Genomic DNA, 24,336 nt, shown 5'->3' on the forward strand with positions numbered 1-24,336 from the left:
AGATGTGCAATGAGTAAGAAAATTGAAGGCGTGCTGACGGCGATCGTCACGCCTTTTGATGAAGAAGGCGGATTGAACGTTCAGTCACTAAAAGAACAGGTCAATCGCCAACTGGCTGCCGGAAACGGTATTTTCTGCGGCGGCACAAACGGTGAGTTTTTTGTGCTGAATGAGCAGGAAAAAATCACCGTCACCGCAGCCTGTGTTGAGGAAGTGGCCGGCCGCGCCAATGTGGTGGCTCATATTGGTGAGATCGCTACCCGCGAGACTATTCGTCTGGGTAAACAGATTGAAAAGCTGGGCGTCGACGCGGTCTCCGTGATCACACCCTATTTTGTGCCCTTAAAACAAAACGAATTAATTAACCATTATACCGCTGTCGCTGATGCCCTTAGCGTCCCGGTATTTCTCTATAACATCCCTGCCCGCACCGGGAATACTCTTGAACCGCAAACCGTTCGCGTGTTGGCGGAACATCCAAACATTATTGGCATTAAAGACAGCGCAGGCAGCTATGACAGCCTGAGCGGATTTCTGAACGCCGTAAAAGATATCGATAATTTCGATGTTCTGAACGGACCGGACTCCCTGATTCACCGGGGATTTGTGGAAGGGTGTTCAGCCTGTATCTCTGGCCTTGCGAACGTCGCCCCGAATGAAATTAATGCGATCTGGTCGCATTTCAGGGCTGGCGACGTGGAAGGTTCTCGTCAGGCGCAAGAAAATGTCACCGGCCTGCGCACCGATCTCTATAGCGTAGGGTTCTCTCCGGCGGCGGTTAAAAAAGCAGTACAACTGATGGGCTATAACGTCGGCGAAAGTCGTTATGCCGTTTCATTCACCGAAGAACAACAACTGCAAATTCGCCAGATAGTGACGCAGTACGTGCGTTAAGGCGTTTTTCATTCGTCATTAGAATATTGGGCACCTCAGGCGCCCTGGCTTCACTCGCCCCAAAGAGAGGCAAAGATGAACACGTTTACTTCACAAGATACCCTGATCATTGTCGGTATAGTCATTGCCTATATCGTCTTTACTACCTGGCTTACCTTCCGTTTACGCAGTAAAAACTCCGGCGATTTTATGGAAGGCTCGCGCGCGATGCCGGCCTTTCTGGTAGGCATCTTATTGATGTCTGAATACATCGGCGCAAAATCCACTATCGGTACCGCACAGGCCGCGTTTGAAGGTGGGATTGCCGCCTCCTGGTCCGTTCTGGGCGCGGCTATCGGTTTCCCGTTGTTTGGTCTGCTGCTGGTAAAACGTATTTATAACACCGGCAAAATCACCATCTCCGGCGCGATTGCGGAGAAATACGGCAACAGCACTAAGAACATCATTTCTATCATCATGATCTACGCGTTGTTGCTGGTAAACGTCGGTAACTACGTCAGCGGCGCGGCGGCTATCGCAACCGTGTTGAAAGTGAGTCTGCCGGTTGCAGCCTTTATTACCGCGATTGTCAGTACGTTCTACTTCGCTTACGGCGGGATGAAAGGGGTCGCCTGGGTTACCCTGCTGCACAGCGCACTGAAATATTTTGGTATCCTGGTGATCATGGTCTTCGCGCTGTACAAAACCGGTGGTTTCACCCCTATGATCAGAGAGATGCCGCATTTCTACTGGACCTGGGACGGTAACTTTGGCCCAAGCACGATTTTCGCGTGGTTGATTGGCACCATTGGTTCTATTTTCTGTACCCAGTTCGTGATTCAGGCCATCTGTTCTACCAAAGACGTGAAATCCGCCAGACGTTCCACCTGGATTGCCTTCTGGTTCTGTCTGCCTATTTCCCTGGCGATTGCGGTGATCGGTGTGGCGGCCAAATACCTGCATCCGGAAATCAGCAGCCTGTACGCCATGCCTATCTTCCTGCAGGATATGAATCCGTGGATTGCCGGACTCGTGACAACGTCACTTGTTGCCTCCATTTTCGTGAGTGTGAGTACCGTGGCGCTGGCTATCGCCTCGCTGGTCGTTAAAGATTTCTACGTGCCTTACCGCAATCCAACGCCGGAACAGGAATTTAAAGCGACGCGCTGGCTTTCTCTGTTTATTGGCTTCCTGCCGCTGATTTTCGTGCTGCTGGTCCCGGAAGTTCTGAAACTGTCGTTCTTTACCCGTGCTATTCGGTTGTCCATCACCGTGGTCGCTGTGATTGCCTTCTATGCGCCCTTCTTTAAAAGCACCCGTGGTGCGAATGCTGGCCTGATTGGCGCCTGTGTCGTCACGTCTGTCTGGTACGTGCTGGGCGACCCGTTTGGTATTAACAATATGTATATCGCGCTGATTACCCCTGCGGTGATTATGGTTCTTGACCGCCTGATCCCGAGTAAAGAACACCCAAAAGCGCCAACACCCGTTCAAAATAGTGGAGTTTGATATGTCCGTTACCGTTAATCGTGATGGTGTAATTCGTCAACAGGAAGACGCACAGGTACTGAGTGCAATGCTGCCCTCGCCCTGCCCGCAAAACCACGCGGCCAACATCCTGCCGCTACCTGATGGCACACTGATGTGTGTCTGGTTTGGTGGCACCCAGGAAGGGGTAGCGGATATTTCCGTGTGGGGATCTCGCCTCGCACCGGGCAGTGAGCGCTGGAGTGACGCGGTGAAGCTGTCTGACGATGCCACCCGCTCTGAGCAGAATCCGGTCCTTTTTCTGGCCCCGGATAACGTACTGTGGCTGATGTGGACCGCGCAGATCTCCGGCAACCAGGACACGGCAATCGTCCGCTATCGCCAGTCGACCGATCTGGGTGTCAGTTGGGGTGAGATTGCCACGCTGCTTGATAAGCCTGGCACCTTTATTCGCCAGCCGATCACCGTACTGGAAAACGGCAACTGGCTGCTGCCGGTCTTCTATTGCCGCACAAAACCGGGCGAAAAATGGGTGGGTAATGATGATGTCAGCGCGGTGAAAATCTCCGCCGACCAGGGAAAAACCTGGCGTGATGTTGACGTGCCGCAAAGTCTCGGCTGCGTGCATATGAACATCACCGCGCTACACGACGGCACGCTGGTCGCGCTCTTTCGCAGCCGCTGGGCGGATAACATCTATTACAGCCAGTCCACTGATGGCGGTGAAAGCTGGTCCGTACCGGAACCGACAACGCTGCCTAACAACAACTCGTCTATTCAGGTCACAACACTGGCGGACGGTAATCTGGCGCTGGTCTTTAACCACATGAGTGCCGCCGGTGCGCTGGAACGTCGCGCCTCCTTATACGATGAGATTGATGATGGCGACGGGCGTAAAGAGCCGGAAGTGACCGAAGGGCGAAGCGCGTTCTGGGGTGCGCCGCGCGCGCCGATGACCGTGGCGATATCGCCTGACGGCGGGAAAAGCTGGCCGTGGCAGCGTCATCTTGATGAAGGCGACGGCTATTGCATGACTAATAACTCCCAGGAAAAACTGAACCGTGAGTTCTCCTACCCGAGCATCAAACAGGGCGCGGACGGCAGTTTGCATATTGCTTACACGTATTTCCGCCAGGCGATTAAATACGTGCGCGTATCACCGGAATGGGTTAAGGAGTCTGTGTGATTTTTGGCAATCTTAACGCCCTGCCGCAGGCAGGGTTACCTGCGGTGTTGCACGATATTCTCGCGCTTCCCCAGTGTTCGCTCGCTGCACTGCAGACGCGCGATGACGGACGTTTTCAGTTACCGGGCGCAGAATGGTTCTGTACCGTTGGTCCGGCCAACACGCAACGGCGTGAAGACCGCCATACGGAATATCACCACCAGTGGGCGGATATTCAGGTACTGCTGACGGGGGAAGAAATTATCTGCGCCGGTACGCAAAATACGCCGCTGGCAACGGATGAGGAACGTAAACCGGATCTGTTTATCACCACAACCGCAGAACTACCGGTCAGTATGCTACTGCAAGCGGGTGATTTTGCCGTGTTCTTACCCGGCGAACCGCATCAGGCACTGTGCGCGGCGGCGGAACCCATGACCGTTCGCAAAGCGGTGTTCAAAGTGCCGCGCTCACTGCTGGGGGTGTAAACATGCCACATGCGATTGTAACGGGGGCAAGTTCCGGGATTGGCGAGGCCATTGTCAGCCGCCTGCTTGAGCAGGGGTGGAATGTCACCGGGCTTAGCCGTTCAAAGGTCACACGCGACAACACACACTTTAACAGCGTCTGTGTCGATCTCAGCGACAGCGCGGCGCTGCGTGATGTGCTCAATACCCTGCCCGTGCCCCATGCGCTCATTCATGCCGCCGGAATGATGGCCGCCGCACCGCTTGGTGAAATAACGCCTGAGGTCAGTCAGCGGTTGTGGCAATTGCATGTACTGGCAGCGGAAACGCTGGTGAACCACTTCGCTCCACAGATGGCCTCCGGGGGCAGGATCGTGGTTATCGGTAGCCGGACGTCGCGCGGCGCGGCGGGACGATCGCAGTATGTTGCCACCAAAGCGGCGCTGGTGGGAATGGTGCGCAGTTGGGCAGCAGAGCTTGCGCCGCGAGGTATCACGGCCAACGTGGTGGCGCCGGGTGCGACGCAAACGCCGATGCTCAGTGCGCCCGGACGCGAAAGCTCGCCACCCAATATGCCGCCCATCGGACGGTTGATTAAACCGGAAGAAGTGGCCGCGCTGGTGGGATTCGTCCTGTCACCGGACGCGGCGGCCATGACCGGTCAGGAGCTGGTGATATGCGGCGGCGCATCGCTTAAGTAACGGAAAAGGGGTGACACTGTCACCCCTTTAACTTTCTCAACGGTGCTTATTTTTAACCACGCAAATAGACTTTGCCAATCAGATAAATGGTGGCCTGGCCGCCAATCAATACCCTTTCGCCACGCGCTTCGCAGCGCAGTTCGCCGCCACGGGCTGAGAGCTGGCGGGCCTGCAAAACGGTCTTACCGAGCTTATCCGCCCAGTACGGAATCAACATGCTATGAGTCGAACCAGTTACCGGATCTTCCGGTACCGATTCACCCGGACAGAAAAAGCGACTGACAAAATCATGCTCGTCGCCCGGTGCGGTAATACAGACCATTTTGTTTAAGGGGATCATCGCGGCGATATCCGGGGTAACGGCTTCAACCTGCTGTTGATTGTCCAGCACCACCATGTAATCGCGTGCCACACGCACCTCTTTGGCCTGGCTGATGCCGAGCGTTTCAAAGAGCAGCGCAGGCGGCGTTTCCACCTTTTCTGTTTGCCAGGCCGGGAAGTCCAGCGTCAGCCAGTCGCCTTTGCGACTTACGGTAAGCGGGCCAACAAAGCGGGTAGTAAAGTTAATCTGCGTCTCGGGGTAGTCCAGATATTCGAAAATCACATGGGCTGCGGCAAGCGTGGCGTGACCACAAAGGTTGATTTCATACTGCGTGGTAAACCAGCGCAGCTCGAAACCGTCGTCGTTACGAACAAAGAAGGCGGTTTCCGACTGATTATGTTGTTGCGCCATTTTCAACAGCACGTCATCAGGTAACCATTCTGTTAGTGGACAAACGGCGGCGGCGTTGCCGCCAAACGTACGGTCGCTGAACGCGTCCACCATGTAGAAGTCGATTGTATGCATAGCCTTTCCTCTTGTTTTCCTTTTTGTTTTAGTTCGTTTTTCCCTTGTATTGCTTTTTGTTTCAACTGGCATCGTTGTGCCCCACCGAAAAATGAGACATTGATCACAAAAAGTTTGTATTTTGAGCAGAATTAGATCTAAGATCTGCACATCTTCTTCTCCTGCTACCGATCCCAAAATATATGACAACACAAATGGTTTCACGAAAAGTCGCGTGGCTCCGGGTGGTGACGCTTGCCGTTGCTGCGTTCATTTTTAATACCACTGAGTTCGTGCCCGTGGGGCTGCTGTCGGACATCGCGCAAAGCTTTGACATGGAAACACCGCAGGTCGGTATTATGCTGACGATCTACGCCTGGGTTGTGGCGCTGATGTCGCTGCCGTTTATGCTACTGACCAGTCAGGTGGAGCGCCGTAAGCTGCTGATTGGCCTGTTCGTGTTGTTTATTGGGAGCCATGTTCTCTCCTTCCTGGCGTGGAATTTCCATGTGCTGGTAATAAGCCGCATCGGTATCGCTTTCGCCCATGCTATTTTCTGGTCTATCACCGCCTCCCTGGCCATTCGCCTCGCCCCGGCAGGCAAACGCGCGCAGGCGCTGAGTCTTATTGCTACCGGTACGGCGCTGGCTATGGTGCTGGGTATTCCGATTGGTCGCGTCGTCGGGCAATATTTTGGCTGGCGTACCACCTTCTTCGCCATCGGTTTTGGTGCGCTGGTCACCCTGCTGTGTCTGATCAAACTGTTGCCGAAACTGCCCAGCGAGCACTCCGGTTCGCTGCGTAGCCTGCCGGAACTGTTCCGTCGCCCGGCGCTGTTATCGATTTATTTGCTGACTGTCGTGGTGGTTACCGCCCACTACACCGCCTACAGCTATATTGAGCCGTTCGTGCAGAATGTGGCGGGATTTAGCGGTAATTTCGCCACCTTACTGCTGCTGATCCTCGGCGGTGCGGGGATCTTTGGCAGCGTGCTGTTTGGCAAGCTGGGCAATAAACATGCCTCCGGTCTTATTAGCGGCGCAATTGGCCTGCTGCTCATTTCGCTGCTGCTGCTGCGCCCTGCGGCAGGCAGTGAGATGAACCTTGCCGTGTTGAGCGTCTTCTGGGGTATCGCGATTATGATTATCGGCCTCGGTATGCAGGTGAAAGTCCTGGCGCTGGCACCGGACGCGACCGATGTCGCCATGTCACTGTTTTCGGGCATTTTCAATATCGGGATTGGCGCGGGCGCGCTGGTCGGTAACCAAGTCAGCCTGCAATGGTCGATGTCAGCCATTGGCTATGCGGGCGCCATTCCGGCGCTGGCCGCGCTGGTCTGGTCGGTGGTGATTTTCCGTCGCTGGCCGGTATCGCTTGAAGAAAGGCAGCAACCACACCATATGTAATGCCTCACCGTCAGCGGGTCGCATGCGCTACCGCTGACGGTATTTATCTCCCCGCGCCTGGCACTGGCGGCCATCAGCGTAACGGCTGTCACATCAGACAGCGGCGTGGTAGGTCGTAATGATTTCCAGTACGCCATTAATGATAAATTGCACACCCATACAGACCAGCAAAAAGCCCATCAGACGAGAAATAGCCTCAATTCCACCCTTTCCTACCAGCCGCATTATCGCCCCGGAACTGCGCAGACATCCCCACAGGATCACCGCCACGGTGGCGAAAATCAGCGGTGGCGCAATCCATAAGACCCATTCAGGGAAGGCGCTGCTTTCGCGCACGGTCGACGCGGAACTGATGATCATCGCAATCGTCCCCGGCCCGGCAGTACTCGGCATCGCTAACGGCACGAAAGCAATATTGGCCGTCGGCTCCTCTTCCAGCTCTTCCGATTTGGTTTTGATCTCCGGCGCTTCATGCATTTTCTGCGGCGGGAAAAGCATACGAAAGCCGATAAAGGCCACGATAAGCCCACCGGCGATACGCAACCCCGGAATTGAAATCCCGAAGGTATTCATCACCACTTGCCCGGCATAATACGCCACCATCATGATGGCAAAGACATAGACAGAGGCCATCATCGACTGGTGATTGCGCTGGGCGCTGTTCATATTGCCGGCGAGCCCTAAAAAGAGCGCAACGGTGGTGAGTGGGTTTGCCAAAGGCAGTATCACCACCAGTCCAAGGCCAATTACTTTCAATAAATCCATCATCTAATAAGGCTCTCCAGGGCCAACAAACGTACCGGAGAGTATATCTTCATCGCGACCTGCCCGGCAGTGGCTTTGCTTATCTCTTTATTAATTAATAAAAAAAAAAGACATAGATGTGGCAAAAAGTAAAAATAACGCGGCTTTAGCAAATCGTGGCATAAGCTAATTCATTCAGTTGACTTATACTTGCCTGAGCAATAATATCTGCCGTGACTAATATACTTGCCGGGGCAACCACTGTGAAAAGCACAAGTGATCTGTTTAACGAAATCATTCCACTTGGTCGCTTGATCCATATGGTTAACCAAAAAAAAGATCGCTTACTTAACGACTATCTCGCGCCGCTGGATGTCACCGCCACGCAGTTTAAGGTGCTCTGTTCTATCCGCTGCCAGGGATGTATCACCCCGGTTGAATTAAAAAAGATCCTCTCTGTCGACCTTGGTGCGCTTACGCGCATGCTTGACCGACTGGTCTGCAAAGGCTGGATCGAAAGAAATCCTAATCCGCATGACAAACGCGGCGTGCTGGTGCAATTAACCACCGACGGCGCCGCGTTGTGTGAGCAATGTCATCAATTAGTAGGGCAAAACCTGCATCAGGAATTAACAAAAAACTTAACGGCAGAAGAAGTGGCAACTCTGGAGCACTTGCTCAAGAAGATCTTGCCGTAACGAAAAAGAGGTATGACGATGTCCAGACGCAATACTGACGCCATCACTATTCATAGCATTTTGGACTGGATTGAAGATAACCTGGAATCGCCGCTCTCACTGGAAAAAGTGTCAGAGCGTTCGGGTTACTCCAAATGGCACCTGCAACGGATGTTTAAAAAAGAGACGGGGCACTCCCTGGGACAGTACATTCGCAGCCGTAAGCTGACTGAAATCGCACAGAAGCTGAAAGGCAGTAATGAACCGATCCTGTATCTCGCGGAGCGCTATGGGTTTGAATCGCAACAAACCCTGACGCGCACGTTCAAAAACTACTTTGACGTGCCGCCACACAAGTATCGTGTGACAGAAATACCCGGAGAGTCTCGCTATCTATTTCCGTTAAACCACTGTAATTGCTAATCGCCTGTTTTAAAGACGTATCGAGGAAATCATGAAACGTATTGCCTGTGCCGCCCTCACCGTGATGGTGTTACTGACCGGCCAGAGTTATGCGGAACAATTCGCACACCCTGCGAAACAGAACCCACGTGACACAATGGTAATGCCCACCTCCCATGAACAGTCGCCTTTCGACTTTAACCACATGGGAGCCGGGAGTGATAAATCCGACGAATTGGGCGTGCCTTATTACAACGAGCGCACCTAATCGTTTTGCCCCGCCTTCGGCGGGGCTTTTTTATCTCTTACGCCTGAACTGCCCGACGTAAGCGAAAACCAAACACATTGATGTAAAGCCCCGCCATAATCAGCACCGCCCCGCCCAGTTGCAACAGGGACAACGACTCACCCAGCAGTAGCGCGGCGCTGGCCATTCCTACCACCGGCACCAGCAGCGACAGCGGCGCCACGCGCCAGGTTTCATAACGCCCAAGCAGCGAACCCCATATGCCATAACCGACAATCGTCGCCACAAACGCCAGATAAATCAGTGACAGAATGGTCGTCAGGTCAATACTGACCAGGCTTTGTCGCATCAACGCCGGGCCTTCAAAGACCAGCGATGCCACCATAAAAGGAATAATCGGAATCAAGGCGCTCCAGACCACCAGCGACATGACCGGCGGGCGTGAGCTGTGGCTCATGATTTTTTTATTGAAGATATTGCCGCAGGCCCAACTGAACGCCGCCGCGAGGGTAAGGGCAAAACCGATCATCGGGATCTGTTGCCCGCTCAGGCTGCCCTCAATCAGCACCAGCACACCGAAGACCGCCAGCGCAATGCCGACCAGTTGTTTCCCCTGCAGACGTTCACCGAACACGCCCGCGCCAAGGATGATGGTGAAAAACGCCTGCGCCTGCAGAACCAGTGACGCCAGGCCCGCAGGCATGCCGAACTTGATGGCGCAAAATAAGAACGCAAACTGCCCGAAACTGATGGTCAGACCGTAGCCCAACAGTAAACGCAGTGGTACTTTAGGGCGCGCAATAAACAGCAGTGCCGGAAATGCCACCAGAACGAAGCGTAAACCCGCCAGCATAAGTGGAGGCATGTTGTGCAGCCCGACTTTGATCACCACAAAATTCAGGCCCCAAACCACCACAACCAACAGCGCCAGCAGTCCATCTTTACGCGTCATTCTTCGCCTCTGATTTTTAAACTTTTGTAAAAATTTACGTTAACGCAAAAAACAGTCCAGAGACAGATCATTATTTTTGGCAGGTCAGTTTTGGCATCCACGGATAAATCAACCGATGTACATCACGCTTTATGCATGTTATTGCTGTTAGACATCACAAAAAACTATAACAACAGGCATTGTCGGGCAGGAAAATGATCTCAACACAAAAGCGCTCTACCGCCGCGCTACTGGCGTCGTCGTTGCTGTTAACCATAGGCCGCGGCGCAACGCTGCCATTCATGACTATCTATCTCAATCGCCAGTACGCCATGTCCGTTGACCAGGTGGGTTACGCGATGACGACGGCGTTGACCATTGGCGTGGTCTTTAGTCTTGGCTTCGGTATCCTGGCGGATAAATTCGATAAAAAGCGCTATATGTTGCTGGCCATCGCCGTGTTTCTGCTTGGTTTTAGCGCTATTCCACTGGTCAGCCATGCCGGTCTGGTGGTGTTATTTTTCTCGCTCATTAACTGCGCCTATTCGGTATTTTCGACCGTTCTGAAAGCCTATTTTTCCGATACGCTGGGCGCGGCGGCGAAAGCGCGGATTTTTTCGCTCAACTATACGTTTATTAATATCGGCTGGACCGTCGGGCCGCCGATCGGCACGATGCTGGTCATGTACAGCATCAATCTGCCTTTCTGGCTCGCGGCCTTCTGTTCCGCGATACCGTTAGTGTTTATTCAGCTATTTGTTCGCCGCGTGCACGTGGCGCAGAGCAGCGAAAACTGCGTGGCCTGGTCGCCATCGGTGTTATTGCGTGACCGCGCGCTACGCTGGTTTACGTTATCCGGACTGCTGGCCTCTTTTGTCGCCGGATCGTTTGCGTCTTGTATTGCGCAGTATGTCCTGTCGATCGCCGACGGCGACTTTGCCGAGAAAGTCGTTGCCGTGGTACTGCCGGTGAATGCCGCAGTGGTAGTGACGTTGCAATATGGGCTGGGCAGTAAGCTGACGGCAAACAACCTGCGCCCGTTAATGGCCTTCGGCACCGTCTGTTTTGTGCTGGGGCTGGGCGGGTTTATGTTCTCAGGGGACAATCTCTGGTTCTGGGGCGTATCGGCCGCCGTCTTTACCCTTGGCGAAGTGATTTATGCCCCCGGCGAGTACATGCTGATCGATAACATTGCCCCGCCGGGGATGAAAGCGAGCTACTTCTCAGCCCAGGCGCTGGGCTGGCTGGGCGCGGCAATGAACCCGCTGTTAACCGGGATTATCCTGACCACCCTGCCGGCATGGACGCTCTTTGTCATTATGATGGTCACCATCGTGCTGGCCTGGCTGATGATGCTGCGGGGGATGCAGGCAAAACCACTGGCTGCGTTGCAGACAAGCTAACGCCTGTCTGTGCTTTAGCGGTTCGGGCGGATCTGCGGCGAGTTGTCGAGCAAACGAATGGCGGGAACAAAGCAGGCCGCCACCGTAGCCAGCACCACCGCCAGCGCGCAGGCCAGCAGGACAGGCGTGCTGCCATAGTGCTGCGCCAGCGGACCGGCGGCAATTTCACCAACCGGGATGGCAACAAACGAGCCCAGGGCATCATAGGCATACACCCGCGCCAGTTTTTCAGGCGGGATATGGGTTTGCAGTGACTGCGCCCAGACCACGCCAAACAGACCAAAGCTCACGCCGGCCAGGAAGAAACCGGCCATCAATGCGGTCGTTGTGGGATAGATTCCCAAAGCCAGTAACGGCAACGCGCAAAAGTTAATCAGTATCACCCCAATAAACAGATCGCGTCGGGGACGCCAGCGCAGCGCAATCAGCGAACCGGCAATCAGGCCAATGCTTTGCGCCGCCACGCCGAGCCCCCAGCCGGTACGGCCAAAGGTTTCATCCGCCACAATGGGGCCGAGTACCATCGCCATCCCACTAAAGGCCGCATTGACAATAGTAAACTGCACCACAATCGCCCAGACCCAGGTACGGGCGATAAACTCTTTCCAGCCATCGCGCAAATCCTGCAGGATATTTGATTGCGTTTCATGTGATGCGATTGCCCCAACACGAATCAGTAAGTAGAGCGGAGCCGAGGCCGCAAAGCCAAGCGCATCAATCGCCAGCCCCCATCCTGGACCGATAGTGCTGGTGAGCATACCGCCAAGCGACGCGCCAATCACCGTACCGCCATACACACCAAGCTGGATAAGGGCATTCGCTTCCCGCAGGGTATGCAGGGGCACCGTCTGCGGCACCATCGCCGATGAGGCAGGCAACGCGATGCCCGCCGCCGCGCCGTTAAGCGCGCCGAGCACTGCCAGCAGCATAATGGTTGCGCTGCCGTCGAGCACCAGCCAGGCCACCATCCCCTGGGCCACTGCCGCCACCAGCGAAGAGGAGACCAGCACCAGGCTTCGCGAATAGCGGTCCGCCAGCACACCGCCGAGCAGCAAGAAGATAACGTTGAAGAGTGAACGTGCCGCCACAACCAGCCCTAAGTCCGTCGCGGAGCCGCCGATATCCAGCACCGCAAACGCCAGCGCAATCGGGGCAATGCCGTTTCCCAGCACGGTCAGCAGGCGGCCAAAAAACAGGTAGCGAAAAGAAGAAGAGTGAAAGGCCCGTTGGCCGCGCGACGCCATCACCTCAGTATCCACAAATCTGCTCCGATTTATCCCTTTTTGTCGCCATTAATGGCTCCCTTATGTCTGGTTCTGGCCTGGCCGAATAAATAAAGAAAGGACATGCAGGGTGACCCGCATGTCCAAAGTATTCTGTTTGTCGTTATGACTGGCGGATTACCACACCTCTTCCGCTATCTGCGTAACCAGGCGCACTTTATCCCATTGTTGCTCTGCTGTCAGCGTGTTCCCCTCCTCCGTTGAGGCAAAACCACACTGCGGGCTCAGGCAAAGCTGGTTCAGGCTGACATATTTCGCCGCTTCCTGTAAGCGCGCTTTGATGCCTTCAGGGTTCTCCAGCTCCCCATTTTTGGTGGTTATCAGCCCCAGTACCACCTGCTGTTTGCCAGGGCGAATAAAGCGCAGCGGCGCAAAATCACCGGAGCGGTCATTGTCATACTCAAGGTAGAACGCATCGACATTCACGCTGCCAAACAATACTTCCGCCACCGGCTCATAGCCGCCTTCGGAAATCCATGTAGAGCGGAAATTGCCGCGACAGACGTGCAGACCAATCGTTAAGTCCGCCGGTTTGCCTTCCAGCGCTTTGTTCAGTACGCGGGCATAAATTCGCGCCAGCTCATCCGGGTCTTCACCACGCTCGACTATCTGACGGCGCTGATCGTCAGAGCACAGGTAGGCCCAGACGGTATCGTCCAGTTGCAGATATCGACAACCTGCGGCGTAGAACGCATGGATCGCGTCGCGCCAGGTGGTCGCAAGATCGTCAAAATAATCAGCCAGGTCCGGGTAGACGGTGGCGTCGATATCTTTACGACCACCACGGAAATGCAGCACGCTCGGGCTTGGAATGGTCATCTTCGGCTGGGCATTACCGCTGATGCTTTTCAGGTAAACAAAGTCTTCCAGCATTGGGTGATCGCCAAAACCGAGTTTCCCGGTCACCCGCACGCCGTGTGCTTTGGTCTGCACACCATTGAACTGGATGCCTTTATCCGCGTCGTAACGCTCAACGCCCTGCAGACCATCAAAGAAATCGAAATGCCACCAGGCGCGGCGGAACTCACCGTCGGTCACCACATGCAAGCCGCAGTCACACTGCTGCTGAACTACCTGACGGATAGCCTCGTTTTCCACGGTACGCAGTTGCTGTGCGCTGATTGTGCCCTGTGCAAATTGTTGACGAGCCTGTTTAATGGCATCCGGACGCAGGAAGCTACCTACTACGTCTGCGCGGAACGGGGCCTGATGACGCTGCTGCATGGTGATCTCCTTGCACGCCGGGTCAGATAGTTTCCCGGCGTGATAGTTCATTATTTGAATTCTTAGCCTTCTGGATGGCTAAACGTCCAAATAAAATGTCATACGCAGCGTCTGTATAGCAAACGAGATTTTCTCATCACACATGAAAAAAATTCATCTTGCCGCGAAACTGTACCCTTCATCTTCCCAGCCGGTTATCCCGCCGATCATAATTTTCACCGCCAGCCCCAACCGCGCCAGTTTGAGCGCCGCACGGTCCGCCCCGTTACAATGGGGGCCTGCGCAATAGACAACAAACAGGGTATCCTGGGGCCATTGCGCCATGCGTTCCGGTGTCATTTGCGAATGCGGCAGATGGATCGCGCCGGGAATATGGCGCCTGGCGAAGGTCTCCGGGCTGCCCACCACATGTAACAGCACAAAATCTTGCTCCTCGTGGTTCAACGCATGGTGGACATCGGCGCAATCTGTCTCGACGCTCAGGCGGCGCAAAAAGTGACTGGCGGTAATCTCAGGTGAGGCTGCGGGAACTTCCGATACATAGCTCATAGTGCTTTCTCCAGGTTTGTGTTAACACTAATGTAACGAAAACAGGACACAGCGACTGTATAGCTTTATGCCAGATAACCGCAAAAACATGACAATTTCACTGCCCCACGAACACCAACACCTGGTCGTCGCTCTCGCTTACGACGGTTTATGTACTTTTGAGTTTGGCGTTGCCGTGGAAATTTTTGGCCTGCCACGCCCCGAACTGGGCGAGAACTGGTATCGCTTCGCCGTTGCGGCGGTGGATGAAGGGGAATTGCGTGCGACTGGTGGTATCCGCATTGTGACCGAAGGCGGCGTGGAACTGCTCGAACAGGCCGATACAATCATTGTTCCAGGCTGGCGCGGCGCGCAAATGCCGGTGCCGGAGACGCTTTGCCAGGCACTTCGCCAGGCCCATCAGCGCGGATGCCGGATAATGTCTATTTGCTCCGGGGTCTTTGTGCTTGCCGCAGCCGGGCTCCTCAACGAACGAAAAGCGACAACCCACTGGCGCTACACTGATCTGCTGCGTCAGCGCTATCCGGCAATCGAGGTGCTGGAAGATGCGCTCTACTATGATGAAGGCCGCGTAATGACCTCAGCGGGTAGCGCGGCAGGCATCGATCTGTGTCTGCATGTTGTCCGAACCGATTTCGGTCGAGACATCGCCAATAATGTTGCCCAACGTCTGGTGGTTCAGCCCCACCGCGACGGGACACAGACGCAAAAAGTGACGGCACCGGTGGCCCGTTCGCGGGAGAGTCAGTCGTTGGGGAAACTGTTTGATTTTTTGCACCAGCAGCTCGCCGTAAGCCATACCGTTGAGTCGCTGGCCCGTCATGTCGGCATGAGCCCGCGCACGTTTTTACGCCGGTTTGCGGAATCGACTGGCACTACACCCGCCCGCTGGATTTTGCAGGCCCGTCTGCGGCGGGCCGAAGAGTTGCTAACCCAGTCACGAATGAATATCGACGTGATTGCCGAACAAATCGGTTTTAGCAATGGTGCCGCCCTGCGCCATCATTTTCAGCAACATTACGCACTCACCCCAGGACAATTTCGCAAAAAATTTACGCTGGTGAATAAATAGTTCACATAATTAAGCTATTGTTTAGATTCAATGAGGTAGTATTCCATTCAACGCGGCAAATAACGAAAGGTAAGTGAGGTTAGTATTATTCGATAAAAGGAGAGCAATCATGTTAGGAAATATGCACGTCTTTATTGCAGTGCTGGGAATAATTTTATTTTCTGGTTTTCTTGCTGCTTATTTTAGCCATAAATGGGACGACTAATGAACGGAGATAATCCCCCACTAAACAGGCCCCTCGCGCCGATACGCCGCGAGGGGCCTTCTTTTTTGCCGTAATGCAGGCAAAAAAAACCGCCAGTTCACACTGACGGTAAAATGCTTGCATGGATAGATTTGTGTTTTGGTCTATACGCTACCCTGTAGCCACAGGATTAACGGATCACGATTAATCTACCCACCGTTTCCTAAATAAAGACTAAACGATGGCAAACTAAGCCCCGGAATCACATTTGTCATGGCCTTAATGTGACGCCACGCAAAATAGTGGGCCTTTATTTCCCTTTCATTACCAGACTCGCCGCCTGCGTAAAAATGGCATCCTCCACCCCGTCGCCCCTGTTTCTGCCCTGGCGCTCTATCTCTTCGATGATATTGTCCCGATTAATAACCTTACCGCCCGAAATCAGCCCAATAACAGCGGCCCCAATGGCTAATCCAATGAGTCCCGTACGCTCGTCATTGAATTTCATACCGTTTCCTCTCTGTTCGACCTCTTTGTTGGGTCAGGAAAAATTTAGCATAGGGTTTACAGGCCGCCATTCATCGAGGCTAAAAAGCGATAAAAATCTTACTGAATGCAGGGTTTTTAGATGAGACAAAACGGTATTGCGTATCCTGATAAAAGAGCCGAGAGACATTAATTCGGGCTAATCAACTGATTTATCAGTACGCAAAAATGCCATGTCGGCAGGATGGCGCTTCGTGACAATCTCTGACCCGCAGGCCAAAAAAAATGTAACGAAACCTGACATTCTGCGACTAAAAGGTGAGTGGTAAGCGCGTTATGCGACGTACCCGTTGCCTTCTTCTGAGGCAGTGCCGTCTCCCAACGGGACGAAAGAGATCAGCCCCTGTGCGCAATAAAACCGCCATCGTCAGATTGAAGATCATGACCGCTTTTTTACAGGCCAGGTCGATGCCAGTTTTAACGGAGCATAAGAGTAAAAATACGCAGGCAAGAAGACGATAAACAGAGAGGGTTATAAGAGAGGATAAAATTTACACCCCGGCCTTCGCCAGGGCGTTTATTATGCAGCTAATTTTGCATTATTATTCAGTGCCACTTTAGCCCATAATGTTCGCGGACGACCTTTTCCAGTGCGACGCGATCAACGGTCACTGCCGCCCGTTCTTCGGGAATGGCCAGCCGATATTCGCAGCCGGGGATAATGGTAGTTAGCCGATGCAATCTTTTTTTATAACGGATCCATTTCATATTCATCCCCTACCTCTACAGCGCAATTCATTCTTGCTTTATTTTATTGTAGTCAGGGTAAACCTTGAGCGTAATGATAAAGATCATCTATTTATTTTGTTTTATGAAAAAAACTAACGGGATACAGATTGTGGTGGCACAAATGTTAACACGATACGTCTGGATTTGTGTATCTGATATACAAGCAAACGTACAAAAGATATTCAGCCACCCTTCATATGAAAGTTGCATTTAAAATAAATAACGTTTTTGCGCAAACACGCGGATATTTTACCAGCCTGTTTCAGAAATACGCTCTGACGCTCAGTATCCCGATTAAAATAACACACGGGATATCTCTTTTAGCAGCAAAACGTTCTGTCAGACGACGGACTCTTCTTCATGTCGCTGTTTGTCATACTCTTTTTGCGCAGCCTCCAGAGTCGGACCATGTTCCAGCGCCCAGTGGTAAAGCGCCTCGAAAGGTTCACGCAGCGAATGTCCTAAAGGGGTAATGCTGTATTCCACCCCAACCGGCATGGTGGGCAGCACTTTTCGGTATATCAAACCGTTGCGTTCAAGGCGCTTGAGAGCATCAGCAAGCGCCTTGTGGGTAATGCCATCCAGGCGGCGGCGGATCTCATTGAAGCGCGAGGGTTCCGTGCACAGTACGGTCAGGATCAGAATCGACCATTTGTTGGTGATGTGCTCAAGCACCGGACGCGTTTTTCCTACTTCTCTCAGGCTGTTGCAATCAATTTTTGTCATGTCGGTATATCCATTGATATCTGGTATAAACAAAGTGCGTAATTGATACTAAATATAAAACTTATATCATCTGTTTTCCACTCACTGAGGAGAGCAATGATGAACAGACTCAATAATAAAGTGTCCGTCGTACTGGGCGGAGCCAAAGGCATCGGTCTGGCGATTAGCCAACGTTTCGCCCACGAAGGCGCCGCCACCTGGTTTACGTCTCGTCGGGATGAAGAGTTGCAGGCCGCCGCTGCCACCATCGGAAACAATGCCCTGCCATTGCGCGCCGATGTCAGCCAGCAAAGCGAGCTCATCCGAATTATGGAAAAAGTGCAGGCCGAATCCGGTCATATTGACGTGCTGGTGATTAACGCCGGTATGTCGGAACATGCGACGCTGGAACAGATTTCCGCCGATCATTTTGAGCAGATTTTTGGTCTGAATGTCCGCTCTCCGGTGTTTGCGTTGCAGGCGGCCCTGCCCCTGCTGAAACCCGGTGCCAGCGTGGTGTTAATTGGTTCGATAGCCGACGTTATTGGCTCGGAAGGTTATGGGGTCTACAGCGCCAGCAAAGCCGCACTGCGCTCTTTTGCACGTACCTGGACACGTGAACTCGCCCCCCGCGGTATTCGGGTGAATGTCGTCGCACCCGGTCCGGTGGACACGGAAATGATGGCCGCCGCATCGGAGGCGTTCCGTCAGGGGATCATTAGCGCCATTCCGTTAGGCAGAATGGGCACGCCGGAGGAGATTGCCAGCGCCGCGCTGTTCCTTGCCAGTGATGACAGTCGCTATATCGCCGGTGCGGAAATTTGCGTCGATGGCGGGCTGACCCAGGTGTAATAAAGACAGTGCTGTAAAGAGGCCGCTATGCGGCCTTTGATCAAACCCTTTTATGCTCTGGAAAGCAAAGGGGAAAAAATTGTCTTTGTTGGCGATCTTGTTCATGTCGCTGCGGTGCAATTTCCACAGCTCAGTGTCACGATCATCTAGTATCCACATCGCCAGGCGGCCCGTTCTGGCGATGAAACACATAGCGACTGGCCGCCTGTGCAGTATATTAGTGTAATTCAGAGAGAATTCTGTCCGGCGATACACTGCCCAGGAAAGTATGGGCGGAGCTATCGAGCACAACCATCGCGGGCGTTGCCTTTACGCCCAGCCGGTCTGCAAGTGCAGATTGTTGAATGATCAGATTTTTACATTTTTCCGTGCTGTCATTTGCCGGTAAAAATCCCGCCATCGCATTTTGCAGGCTTTTCGGACGATCTGACGCACACCATACTCTGGCCATATCTTCGATAACCGAATCTTTTATTGATGATGGAACAACAGTCAGAAATGACATGGTCAAACCTGCATCCGTATATTTCTTTATATTTTTGACGACGAAGCTGCAATAGACGCACTGATTATCTACAAAGACTAACAACTTGTGTTTTTCCGGACTGGCCTGAAAGGTAATAGGTTCAAGCGCAGGTAAAGAGTGTGAGATATCTTCATAGGCCATCTGCGGCGTGGTATCAGTGGCAGGGACAGACGACGCCAGCGCTACAGAACTGGCTGACATCATAAAAACTGCACTTACTGTTTTAAGAAAACCCTTCATTCCCTTTTTCCTTCCTGATTTGGTATCGGATTAACGTTACTGTGGCGGTGCCAGTAAACGCCTTATCCATTATTTTTTCAGCATTTTATTGCCTAACTGTGCGCCGCTTCTTTTAAGCAGGCAATCTTCGCAAGTCCGCACAGTGAAGCTGCGACATCACCTGTCACCGCACTGGTGCATTCAGAATGTCCTGAATAACGACCATTATCGTCATTTAAGACATCCCTTTCTTCCTTATGATTCTTCCATCGAATCAATGGTGACTGAAAGGAACCTGCTATGAACATCGCTACACAACCCAGTAAAGGCACAGCCGTGATCACCGGTGCATCAACTGGCATCGGTGCTATTTACGCCAATCGCCTGGCACGCATGGGTTACGACCTGATTATTGTTGCCCGCAATCACAACCGCCTGAATCAGATGGCAAGCCATATCACCGCCGATACGGCCCGGAATGTTGAGGTGGTGGTGGCCGATCTTGGCGATGCCGAACAACTTAACGCCCTGGAGAAAAAACTGCGCGACGATGCCAGCATCACTCTGCTGGTCAACAATGCGGGCACGGGCACACACACGCCGCTGCTATCCAGCGATGTCGACCAGATGCAGGCGATGATTAACCTGAACGTGGTTGCGCTGACTCGCCTGACATACGCCGTTGTTCCCGGATTCGTCGCGCGTGGCAACGGCGCCATCATCAACATCTCTTCCATTGTCAGCATCGCACCGGAATTGTTAAACGGTGTTTACGGCGGAACAAAAGCGTTTGTGCTGGCCTTTAGTCACTCCTTGCACCACGAACTGGCCGACAAAGGGATACAGATCCAGGCCGTATTACCAGGCGCAACGGCAACGCCGTTCTGGGATAACGGCGGACTCCCGCTGGAGCAGCTCGATAAAGCGATAGTTATGAGCCCTTATGACCTGGTGGATGCCGCGCTGACAGGCTTTTTGCGCGGTGAACTTGTCACCATCCCTTCTTTGCACAACGAAGCAGAGTGGCTGGCGATGGAAAACAGCCGCAAGGCCATGATCCAACATCTTTCGAGCAATATCCCGGCTGAACGCTACCGTGATAGTGCTGGCCGCTAACCCTTCTATCCAACAGGAATGACATGATGAAACTCACCGGAAACACTCTTTTTATTACGGGCGGCACCTCAGGTATTGGTCGCGCCATCGCTGAAAAATTTCACCAGCTTGGCAATCAGGTGATCATCTCTGGTCGTCGTAAGGCGCTATTAGAGAGCGTGACTGCCGCCAATCCGGGTATGGATTACGTGGTCCTCGATGTCACCAGTGCTTCTGATATTAAAAACGCGGCACAGCAAGTACTGTCTCGCTATCCGGCGCTAAACGTAGTGATAAATAACGCAGGGATAATGCCGTTTGATAATCCCGCCGCGGAACTGGATGACGAGATGGCCACCACGCTGCTGGATACCAATCTGCTGGGCACCGTTCGGGTGAGCGCCGCGTTTGTTGAGCATCTGAAACAGCAAGATGATGCGGTACTGATCAACAACAGTTCCATACTGGCCTTTTTGCCACTGGTCACTAACGCGCTCTATTCCGCAACCAAAGCTGCAATCCACTCCTATACCCTTTCCCAGCGCTTTTTGCTCCGCGACGCGGGAGTGAGCGTGATAGAGATTGCACCGCCGTGGGTGGACACCGATCTGATCTACAAAAGTGGCGATGCACGGGCAATGCCCTTAGCAGACTTTATCGAACAAACCTTCGAGAAACTGGCTACGGATAACCCCGAAGCCATTGTCGATAGCGTGCTCCCTGCCCGCGCCAACCCCGGTGCGAATGAACACGCAATGGTGAACGCGTTTAATCAGGCAATGGTTGAAAACCCAATCCCGGTTGCGTGATCGGATGTCGGGCAGGCAACTGCCCTTCGCTGGAGTTTATGATGCAAAACCACATTTCCACGCCGCAACGCCGCGCGCTCTGGGCGCTGAGTATTGCTTATTTTATTCAGGCAACAGGTTCCCTTTCCGTTGCCGGTAGCCTGGCGCCCATTTCCCATGAATGGGGACTCAGCGATGCGCAAAGCGCCCGTTTGCTCTCTATTTTCGGCCTGACGTTTGCCCTGGGTGCGCCGCTGGCGCAAGTGATATTTGGCACGATGATGCGCAGAACCCAGGTCCTGGCAGGCATGCTGGTGTTCGCGCTGGGAGCCGCTATTTTTGCCATTGCGCCGAATTACGCATTGCTGGTCATCTCGCGTATTGTGATGGGGCTGGGTGCGTCGCTGATAGGCCCGGTGCTGGTGGCGTTGGGCGCTGAGTTAGTGTCCACCAGGGAGCGTGGCAGCGCCATTGCCATGATTTTGCTGGGCGTGTCGATGGCAAGTATGGTGGGTATTCCGCTGGCCGCGTGGATAGCCAATGCCTGGGGGGCGCGGTGCTTGTTTACCCTTGTCGCGCTGGTAAGTCTGATCACCGCTACAGGTGTGTGGCTGCTGGTGCCGAATGAGGTTAAAGGCGTCGATATCCGTTTGCGTCATGTCGGCCAGGTGCTGACCGACGGTAAATCGCTGTCCGCGTTTTTGGTGGTCTTTTTTATCACCTCCGGGGTATACGATATGTACGCGTTTATCTCGCCGATGATCCGCGACCGCTGGCACGGTGCGGCCACCGATGTCTCTATCGCGTTAACGGTTATTGGCGTGGCGGGCATACTGGGCAACCTTTTTGTCAGTCGTGCTGCACGCGTTTACAGTGCGGAGCGTTTACTGATCATCGGTATGACCTTGCTGGTCGCAGATATGCTGCTGATAACGCTGCTACCCGCTCAACTGGCGTGGTTGTTTATCCTGCTGGTGGTGTGGGCCTTTTCAACGGACCTGCTATGGCCAACGCAGCAGCGGCGCATCGTGGAAATCTCCTCAGCAGAAACGCGGGGGATTTCGCTGGCTTTAACCAGCGCCTTTATGTTCTGCGGTATTGGTTTTGGCTCAGCGGTCGCGTCCTGGCTTTATCCTCTGAGCGGTTTTTACGGTGTGATGATAAGCTCGATGCTGTTTTTGTTGCTGGCATTGGCCAGCCTGGGTATATCGGAGCGGCTACGCGCCCGTTCTGCGCAATGGGTAAATGTTGAATTGCCATAAAGAGGTTGCGATGCACCGGATAGGATTGATTATTTCTGACCACTTTCAGATGCTGGCATTGTCGACGCTGACGGTATTTGAGTTTGCCAACTTCGTGGCTGAGAAGCCTTTTTACCAGTTGACGGTCTATTCCGAATCCGGTGGCAAGGTGCGTTCCTCCTCTGGTATTGGCGTGGATTCCGAACAGTTGAGCGACGAAACCCTGGTTGATTCCTGGCTGGTGGCGGGGGTGCTTTCCCCGGTAGAGGAGCCCGCAAGCCCGGCGGTGATTCATTTTCTGCAAACCTCTGCCCGAAAAGCACGCCGTATCGCGGGCATCTGCACCGGCGCCTTTGTGCTGGCACAGGCCGGGCTTCTGGCGCAAAAACGGGCCACCACGCACTGGGCGCACTCCCGCAGTTTCACCACACTGCATCCCGGCGTTCAGCTTGAAGATGACCGTATCTTTATTATCGATGACACCATCTGGACTTCGGCAGGAATGACCGCTGGGCTGGATATGGCGCTCGGTATGGTGGAAAAAGATCTGGGCGCAGAGATTGCCCGTATTGTGGCGCATCGCCTGGTCATGAATCAGCGCCGTTCAGGCGGCCAGACGCAGCATTCCGAAATGCTGGCGCTGGCGCCTCGCTCAGATCGCCTGCAAAGCGCGCTCGAATATGCCCGCAACAACCTGCATAAAACGCTGACGGTGGAACTGCTGGCCGATGCCGTGCATGTCAGCGCCCGCCAGCTCAGCCGCCTGTTTCGTCAGGAAACGGGGAAATCTCCGGCGAAAGCTATCGAAGGATTACGGCTGGAAGCGGCAAGATTGATGATTGAACAAAGCCGCCTCTCCCTGGATACCATTGCCCGTGAAGCCGGTTTTCGCGACAGGCGTCATATGCGGGAGGTTTTTATTCGCGGCTATGGTATTCCGCCGCAGTCACTCCGTACGGGCAGGTCGCATTAAGCAGTAAGGTGCGAGTCTGCCCGCATCTCCGGTTTTTGCAGGCTCGCTTTTCGGTAGACGGTCGGGGTGATGCCATAGCGTTTTTTAAAGGCTTTGGTAAATGATGACAGCGACAAAAAACCACACCTTTCGGCAATGATTTCCACCGCCAGAGCTCTTTCATCAATCAGTAACCGCGAGGCCAGCGCCATACGCAAATGTGTCAGCCACGATTGTGGCGTCTGGTGATAACTGTGCGCAAAATACCGGGCAAATGTTGCGCGCGATAAAAAACAGCGCTCAGCCATTAACTCAAGGGTCCACGGGTACGCCGGATCCGCGAACACCGCTAATAACGCAGGCGTCAGACGCTTATCACTCATCAGCCGCAGCATACCCGGAGGCGGTTCTCGCAGCGAAAGTAAAATCCGCAGCATCATCGCCAGCAGCGTATTTGCCAGCCCTTTAACCATCGCCATACTGCCTGGCAAACTGTTCTGGCTTTCACGGACTAACATCGTCAGCAACATTTCCAGCTCCGGAAAGCTTTTGCGCTCCACAGGCTGAAGATGGATGAGCTCGCTCTCTTCGGCGAACAGCCAGGTGCAATCGGCCCCAAAATAAAACTCCCCGCACAATACCTCGACGGACGGTCCCGAACCTTCCGTTCGTACCTGCGTCAAAATGCCATTATGATGCCCCTGCGCGGGTACCACTTGTCCCCAGTCCACCAGGCTTTCAAGAATATGGGGCGAACCCTGAGGAAGCAGCAGAATATCTCCGGCACGCACGTTAAGGGTTTTACCTGCAATGCGCAGGCGCGCCTCCCCCCGCATAATGACATGCCATGGCACAATGCCGGCTGGCAGTTGCTGATGGTCAGCAGCCCATCGCCCGTTAAACCGACAATGAAGATTCACCACGCATTGCGGTGCCAGCACAGCCAGTAATGAACTGAGGTTATCCACGCGCACTCCTGAGACGATAAGACAAAAAATAGCGGATTTGGGGCAATAATAACATGGCCAGCGCCCTATGATG

29 protein-coding genes are annotated in these 24,336 nt (G+C 53.6%); 18 read left to right on the forward strand and 11 right to left on the reverse strand.

Features of this window, described 5'->3' with window-relative positions:
- The first annotated feature begins 9 nt into the window (after positions 1-9).
- From IP582_RS13310 to IP582_RS13330, 5 genes are all read left to right on the forward strand, one after another.
- Complete coding sequence (locus tag IP582_RS13310; protein WP_193793457.1) at positions 10-894, forward strand: dihydrodipicolinate synthase family protein; 885 nt, start codon at positions 10-12, stop codon at positions 892-894.
- Between the two features lie 75 nt (positions 895-969).
- A complete protein-coding gene (locus IP582_RS13315) occupies positions 970-2,382 on the forward strand; it encodes a sodium:solute symporter family protein (RefSeq protein WP_193793458.1) in 1,413 nt (470 codons plus the stop codon).
- 1 nt (position 2,383) lies between these two features.
- On the forward strand, positions 2,384-3,547 hold the full coding sequence (locus IP582_RS13320) for an exo-alpha-sialidase (protein WP_193793459.1): 1,164 nt from the start codon (positions 2,384-2,386) through the stop codon (positions 3,545-3,547).
- Positions 3,544-4,014 (forward strand): YhcH/YjgK/YiaL family protein, encoded by a 471-nt coding sequence (locus IP582_RS13325; RefSeq protein ID WP_193793460.1) that lies wholly within the window; start codon positions 3,544-3,546, stop codon positions 4,012-4,014. Before IP582_RS13320 ends, IP582_RS13325 begins: the two co-directional genes overlap by 4 nt.
- 2 nt (positions 4,015-4,016) lie before the next feature.
- A complete protein-coding gene (locus IP582_RS13330; protein WP_039078925.1) occupies positions 4,017-4,694 on the forward strand; it encodes an SDR family NAD(P)-dependent oxidoreductase in 678 nt (225 codons plus the stop codon).
- A gap of 52 nt (positions 4,695-4,746) precedes the next feature.
- Here the strand turns inward: IP582_RS13330 and IP582_RS13335 are convergent, their stop codons facing one another.
- Positions 4,747-5,541, reverse strand: coding sequence for a PhzF family phenazine biosynthesis protein (locus IP582_RS13335; protein ID WP_193793461.1), 795 nt, complete (start codon positions 5,539-5,541; stop codon positions 4,747-4,749).
- 182 nt (positions 5,542-5,723) lie between these two features.
- On the opposite strand from IP582_RS13335, the gene IP582_RS13340 reads away from it, so the two are divergent.
- Positions 5,724-6,926, forward strand: coding sequence for a sugar transporter (locus IP582_RS13340; protein ID WP_039078923.1), 1,203 nt, complete (start codon positions 5,724-5,726; stop codon positions 6,924-6,926).
- A gap of 93 nt (positions 6,927-7,019) precedes the next feature.
- Here the strand turns inward: IP582_RS13340 and IP582_RS13345 are convergent, their stop codons facing one another.
- Entirely contained in the window at positions 7,020-7,694 is a 675-nt protein-coding gene (locus IP582_RS13345; RefSeq protein WP_193793462.1) for a MarC family NAAT transporter, read from the reverse strand.
- Between the two features lie 239 nt (positions 7,695-7,933).
- On the opposite strand from IP582_RS13345, the gene marR reads away from it, so the two are divergent.
- Genes marR through marB form a run of 3 tightly spaced genes read left to right on the forward strand, consistent with a single transcriptional unit; the run spans position 7,934 to position 9,017 of the window.
- Positions 7,934-8,368, forward strand: coding sequence for a multiple antibiotic resistance transcriptional regulator MarR (marR, locus tag IP582_RS13350; protein ID WP_039078921.1), 435 nt, complete (start codon positions 7,934-7,936; stop codon positions 8,366-8,368).
- An 18-nt stretch (positions 8,369-8,386) separates the two neighbouring features.
- Positions 8,387-8,770 (forward strand): MDR efflux pump AcrAB transcriptional activator MarA, encoded by a 384-nt coding sequence (gene marA, locus IP582_RS13355; RefSeq protein ID WP_139153698.1) that lies wholly within the window; start codon positions 8,387-8,389, stop codon positions 8,768-8,770.
- A 31-nt stretch (positions 8,771-8,801) separates the two neighbouring features.
- Positions 8,802-9,017, forward strand: coding sequence for a multiple antibiotic resistance protein MarB (gene marB / locus IP582_RS13360; RefSeq protein ID WP_039078919.1), 216 nt, complete (start codon positions 8,802-8,804; stop codon positions 9,015-9,017).
- Positions 9,018-9,054: 37 nt separating this feature from the next.
- Here the strand turns inward: marB and eamA are convergent, their stop codons facing one another.
- Positions 9,055-9,948: an O-acetylserine/cysteine exporter gene (gene eamA, locus IP582_RS13365; protein WP_193793463.1), complete on the reverse strand. Its 894-nt coding sequence runs from the start codon at positions 9,946-9,948 to the stop codon at positions 9,055-9,057.
- A gap of 194 nt (positions 9,949-10,142) precedes the next feature.
- Between eamA and ydeE the strand changes: the two genes are divergently transcribed.
- Positions 10,143-11,330 carry an efflux MFS transporter YdeE gene (gene ydeE, locus IP582_RS13370; protein WP_193793464.1) on the forward strand — a complete coding sequence of 396 codons (1,188 nt, stop codon included), beginning with the start codon at positions 10,143-10,145 and terminating at the stop codon, positions 11,328-11,330.
- A 14-nt stretch (positions 11,331-11,344) separates the two neighbouring features.
- On the opposite strand, the gene IP582_RS13375 is transcribed toward ydeE, so the two are convergent.
- The 3 genes from IP582_RS13375 to IP582_RS13385 all read right to left on the reverse strand — a co-directional run bounded on the left by IP582_RS13375 (position 11,345) and on the right by IP582_RS13385 (position 14,386).
- Positions 11,345-12,574, reverse strand: a complete 1,230-nt coding sequence (locus IP582_RS13375) for an MFS transporter (protein ID WP_193796271.1) — start codon at positions 12,572-12,574, stop codon at positions 11,345-11,347.
- A gap of 156 nt (positions 12,575-12,730) precedes the next feature.
- Positions 12,731-13,837 (reverse strand): cobalamin-independent methionine synthase II family protein, encoded by a 1,107-nt coding sequence (locus tag IP582_RS13380; protein ID WP_107222775.1) that lies wholly within the window; start codon positions 13,835-13,837, stop codon positions 12,731-12,733.
- Between the two features lie 153 nt (positions 13,838-13,990).
- Positions 13,991-14,386 (reverse strand): rhodanese-like domain-containing protein, encoded by a 396-nt coding sequence (locus IP582_RS13385; RefSeq protein WP_039078914.1) that lies wholly within the window; start codon positions 14,384-14,386, stop codon positions 13,991-13,993.
- A gap of 67 nt (positions 14,387-14,453) precedes the next feature.
- On the opposite strand from IP582_RS13385, the gene ftrA reads away from it, so the two are divergent.
- On the forward strand, positions 14,454-15,458 hold the full coding sequence (ftrA, locus tag IP582_RS13390; RefSeq protein ID WP_193793465.1) for a transcriptional regulator FtrA: 1,005 nt from the start codon (positions 14,454-14,456) through the stop codon (positions 15,456-15,458).
- Between the two features lie 109 nt (positions 15,459-15,567).
- Positions 15,568-15,663: a protein MgtS gene (mgtS, locus tag IP582_RS13395; protein WP_039078912.1), complete on the forward strand. Its 96-nt coding sequence runs from the start codon at positions 15,568-15,570 to the stop codon at positions 15,661-15,663.
- Between the two features lie 289 nt (positions 15,664-15,952).
- Here the strand turns inward: mgtS and IP582_RS13400 are convergent, their stop codons facing one another.
- The 3 genes from IP582_RS13400 to IP582_RS13410 all read right to left on the reverse strand — a co-directional run bounded on the left by IP582_RS13400 (position 15,953) and on the right by IP582_RS13410 (position 17,643).
- On the reverse strand, positions 15,953-16,150 hold the full coding sequence (locus IP582_RS13400) for a hypothetical protein (protein ID WP_039078911.1): 198 nt from the start codon (positions 16,148-16,150) through the stop codon (positions 15,953-15,955).
- Positions 16,151-16,734: 584 nt separating this feature from the next.
- Positions 16,735-16,896: a hypothetical protein gene (locus IP582_RS13405; RefSeq protein ID WP_158276519.1), complete on the reverse strand. Its 162-nt coding sequence runs from the start codon at positions 16,894-16,896 to the stop codon at positions 16,735-16,737.
- 360 nt (positions 16,897-17,256) lie between these two features.
- Complete coding sequence (locus IP582_RS13410) at positions 17,257-17,643, reverse strand: helix-turn-helix domain-containing protein (RefSeq protein ID WP_079498229.1); 387 nt, start codon at positions 17,641-17,643, stop codon at positions 17,257-17,259.
- A gap of 99 nt (positions 17,644-17,742) precedes the next feature.
- Between IP582_RS13410 and IP582_RS13415 the strand changes: the two genes are divergently transcribed.
- Both IP582_RS13415 and IP582_RS25470 read left to right on the forward strand, forming a co-directional pair.
- Positions 17,743-18,474, forward strand: coding sequence for an SDR family NAD(P)-dependent oxidoreductase (locus IP582_RS13415; protein WP_039078909.1), 732 nt, complete (start codon positions 17,743-17,745; stop codon positions 18,472-18,474).
- Between the two features lie 27 nt (positions 18,475-18,501).
- Positions 18,502-18,624, forward strand: coding sequence for a hypothetical protein (locus tag IP582_RS25470; RefSeq protein ID WP_255520059.1), 123 nt, complete (start codon positions 18,502-18,504; stop codon positions 18,622-18,624).
- A 67-nt stretch (positions 18,625-18,691) separates the two neighbouring features.
- Here IP582_RS25470 and IP582_RS13420 read toward each other — a convergent pair whose 3' ends face one another.
- Positions 18,692-19,240, reverse strand: coding sequence for a thioredoxin fold domain-containing protein (locus IP582_RS13420; protein ID WP_193793466.1), 549 nt, complete (start codon positions 19,238-19,240; stop codon positions 18,692-18,694).
- Positions 19,241-19,519: 279 nt separating this feature from the next.
- Here IP582_RS13420 and IP582_RS13425 point away from each other — a divergent pair, with 279 nt between their 5' ends.
- From IP582_RS13425 to IP582_RS13440, 4 genes are read left to right on the forward strand one after another with little or no spacing between them, the layout of a single operon-like run.
- Positions 19,520-20,335 (forward strand): SDR family oxidoreductase, encoded by an 816-nt coding sequence (locus IP582_RS13425; RefSeq protein ID WP_193793467.1) that lies wholly within the window; start codon positions 19,520-19,522, stop codon positions 20,333-20,335.
- 26 nt (positions 20,336-20,361) lie between these two features.
- Complete coding sequence (locus IP582_RS13430) at positions 20,362-21,123, forward strand: SDR family oxidoreductase (RefSeq protein ID WP_039078906.1); 762 nt, start codon at positions 20,362-20,364, stop codon at positions 21,121-21,123.
- Positions 21,124-21,164: 41 nt separating this feature from the next.
- Positions 21,165-22,364 (forward strand): MFS transporter, encoded by a 1,200-nt coding sequence (locus tag IP582_RS13435; RefSeq protein ID WP_193796272.1) that lies wholly within the window; start codon positions 21,165-21,167, stop codon positions 22,362-22,364.
- A gap of 10 nt (positions 22,365-22,374) precedes the next feature.
- The gene (locus tag IP582_RS13440; protein WP_193793468.1) at positions 22,375-23,316 is read left to right on the forward strand and encodes a GlxA family transcriptional regulator; all 942 of its coding nucleotides are present in this window, start codon (positions 22,375-22,377) and stop codon (positions 23,314-23,316) included.
- On the opposite strand, the gene IP582_RS13445 is transcribed toward IP582_RS13440, so the two are convergent.
- Positions 23,313-24,263: an AraC family transcriptional regulator gene (locus tag IP582_RS13445; protein ID WP_193793469.1), complete on the reverse strand. Its 951-nt coding sequence runs from the start codon at positions 24,261-24,263 to the stop codon at positions 23,313-23,315. The genes IP582_RS13440 and IP582_RS13445 overlap by 4 nt on opposite strands.
- Positions 24,264-24,336 lie beyond the last annotated feature (73 nt).

Source organism: Citrobacter sp. BDA59-3 (assembly GCF_015167655.1).
GTDB classification, from domain to species: Bacteria; Pseudomonadota; Gammaproteobacteria; order Enterobacterales; family Enterobacteriaceae; genus Phytobacter; species Phytobacter diazotrophicus.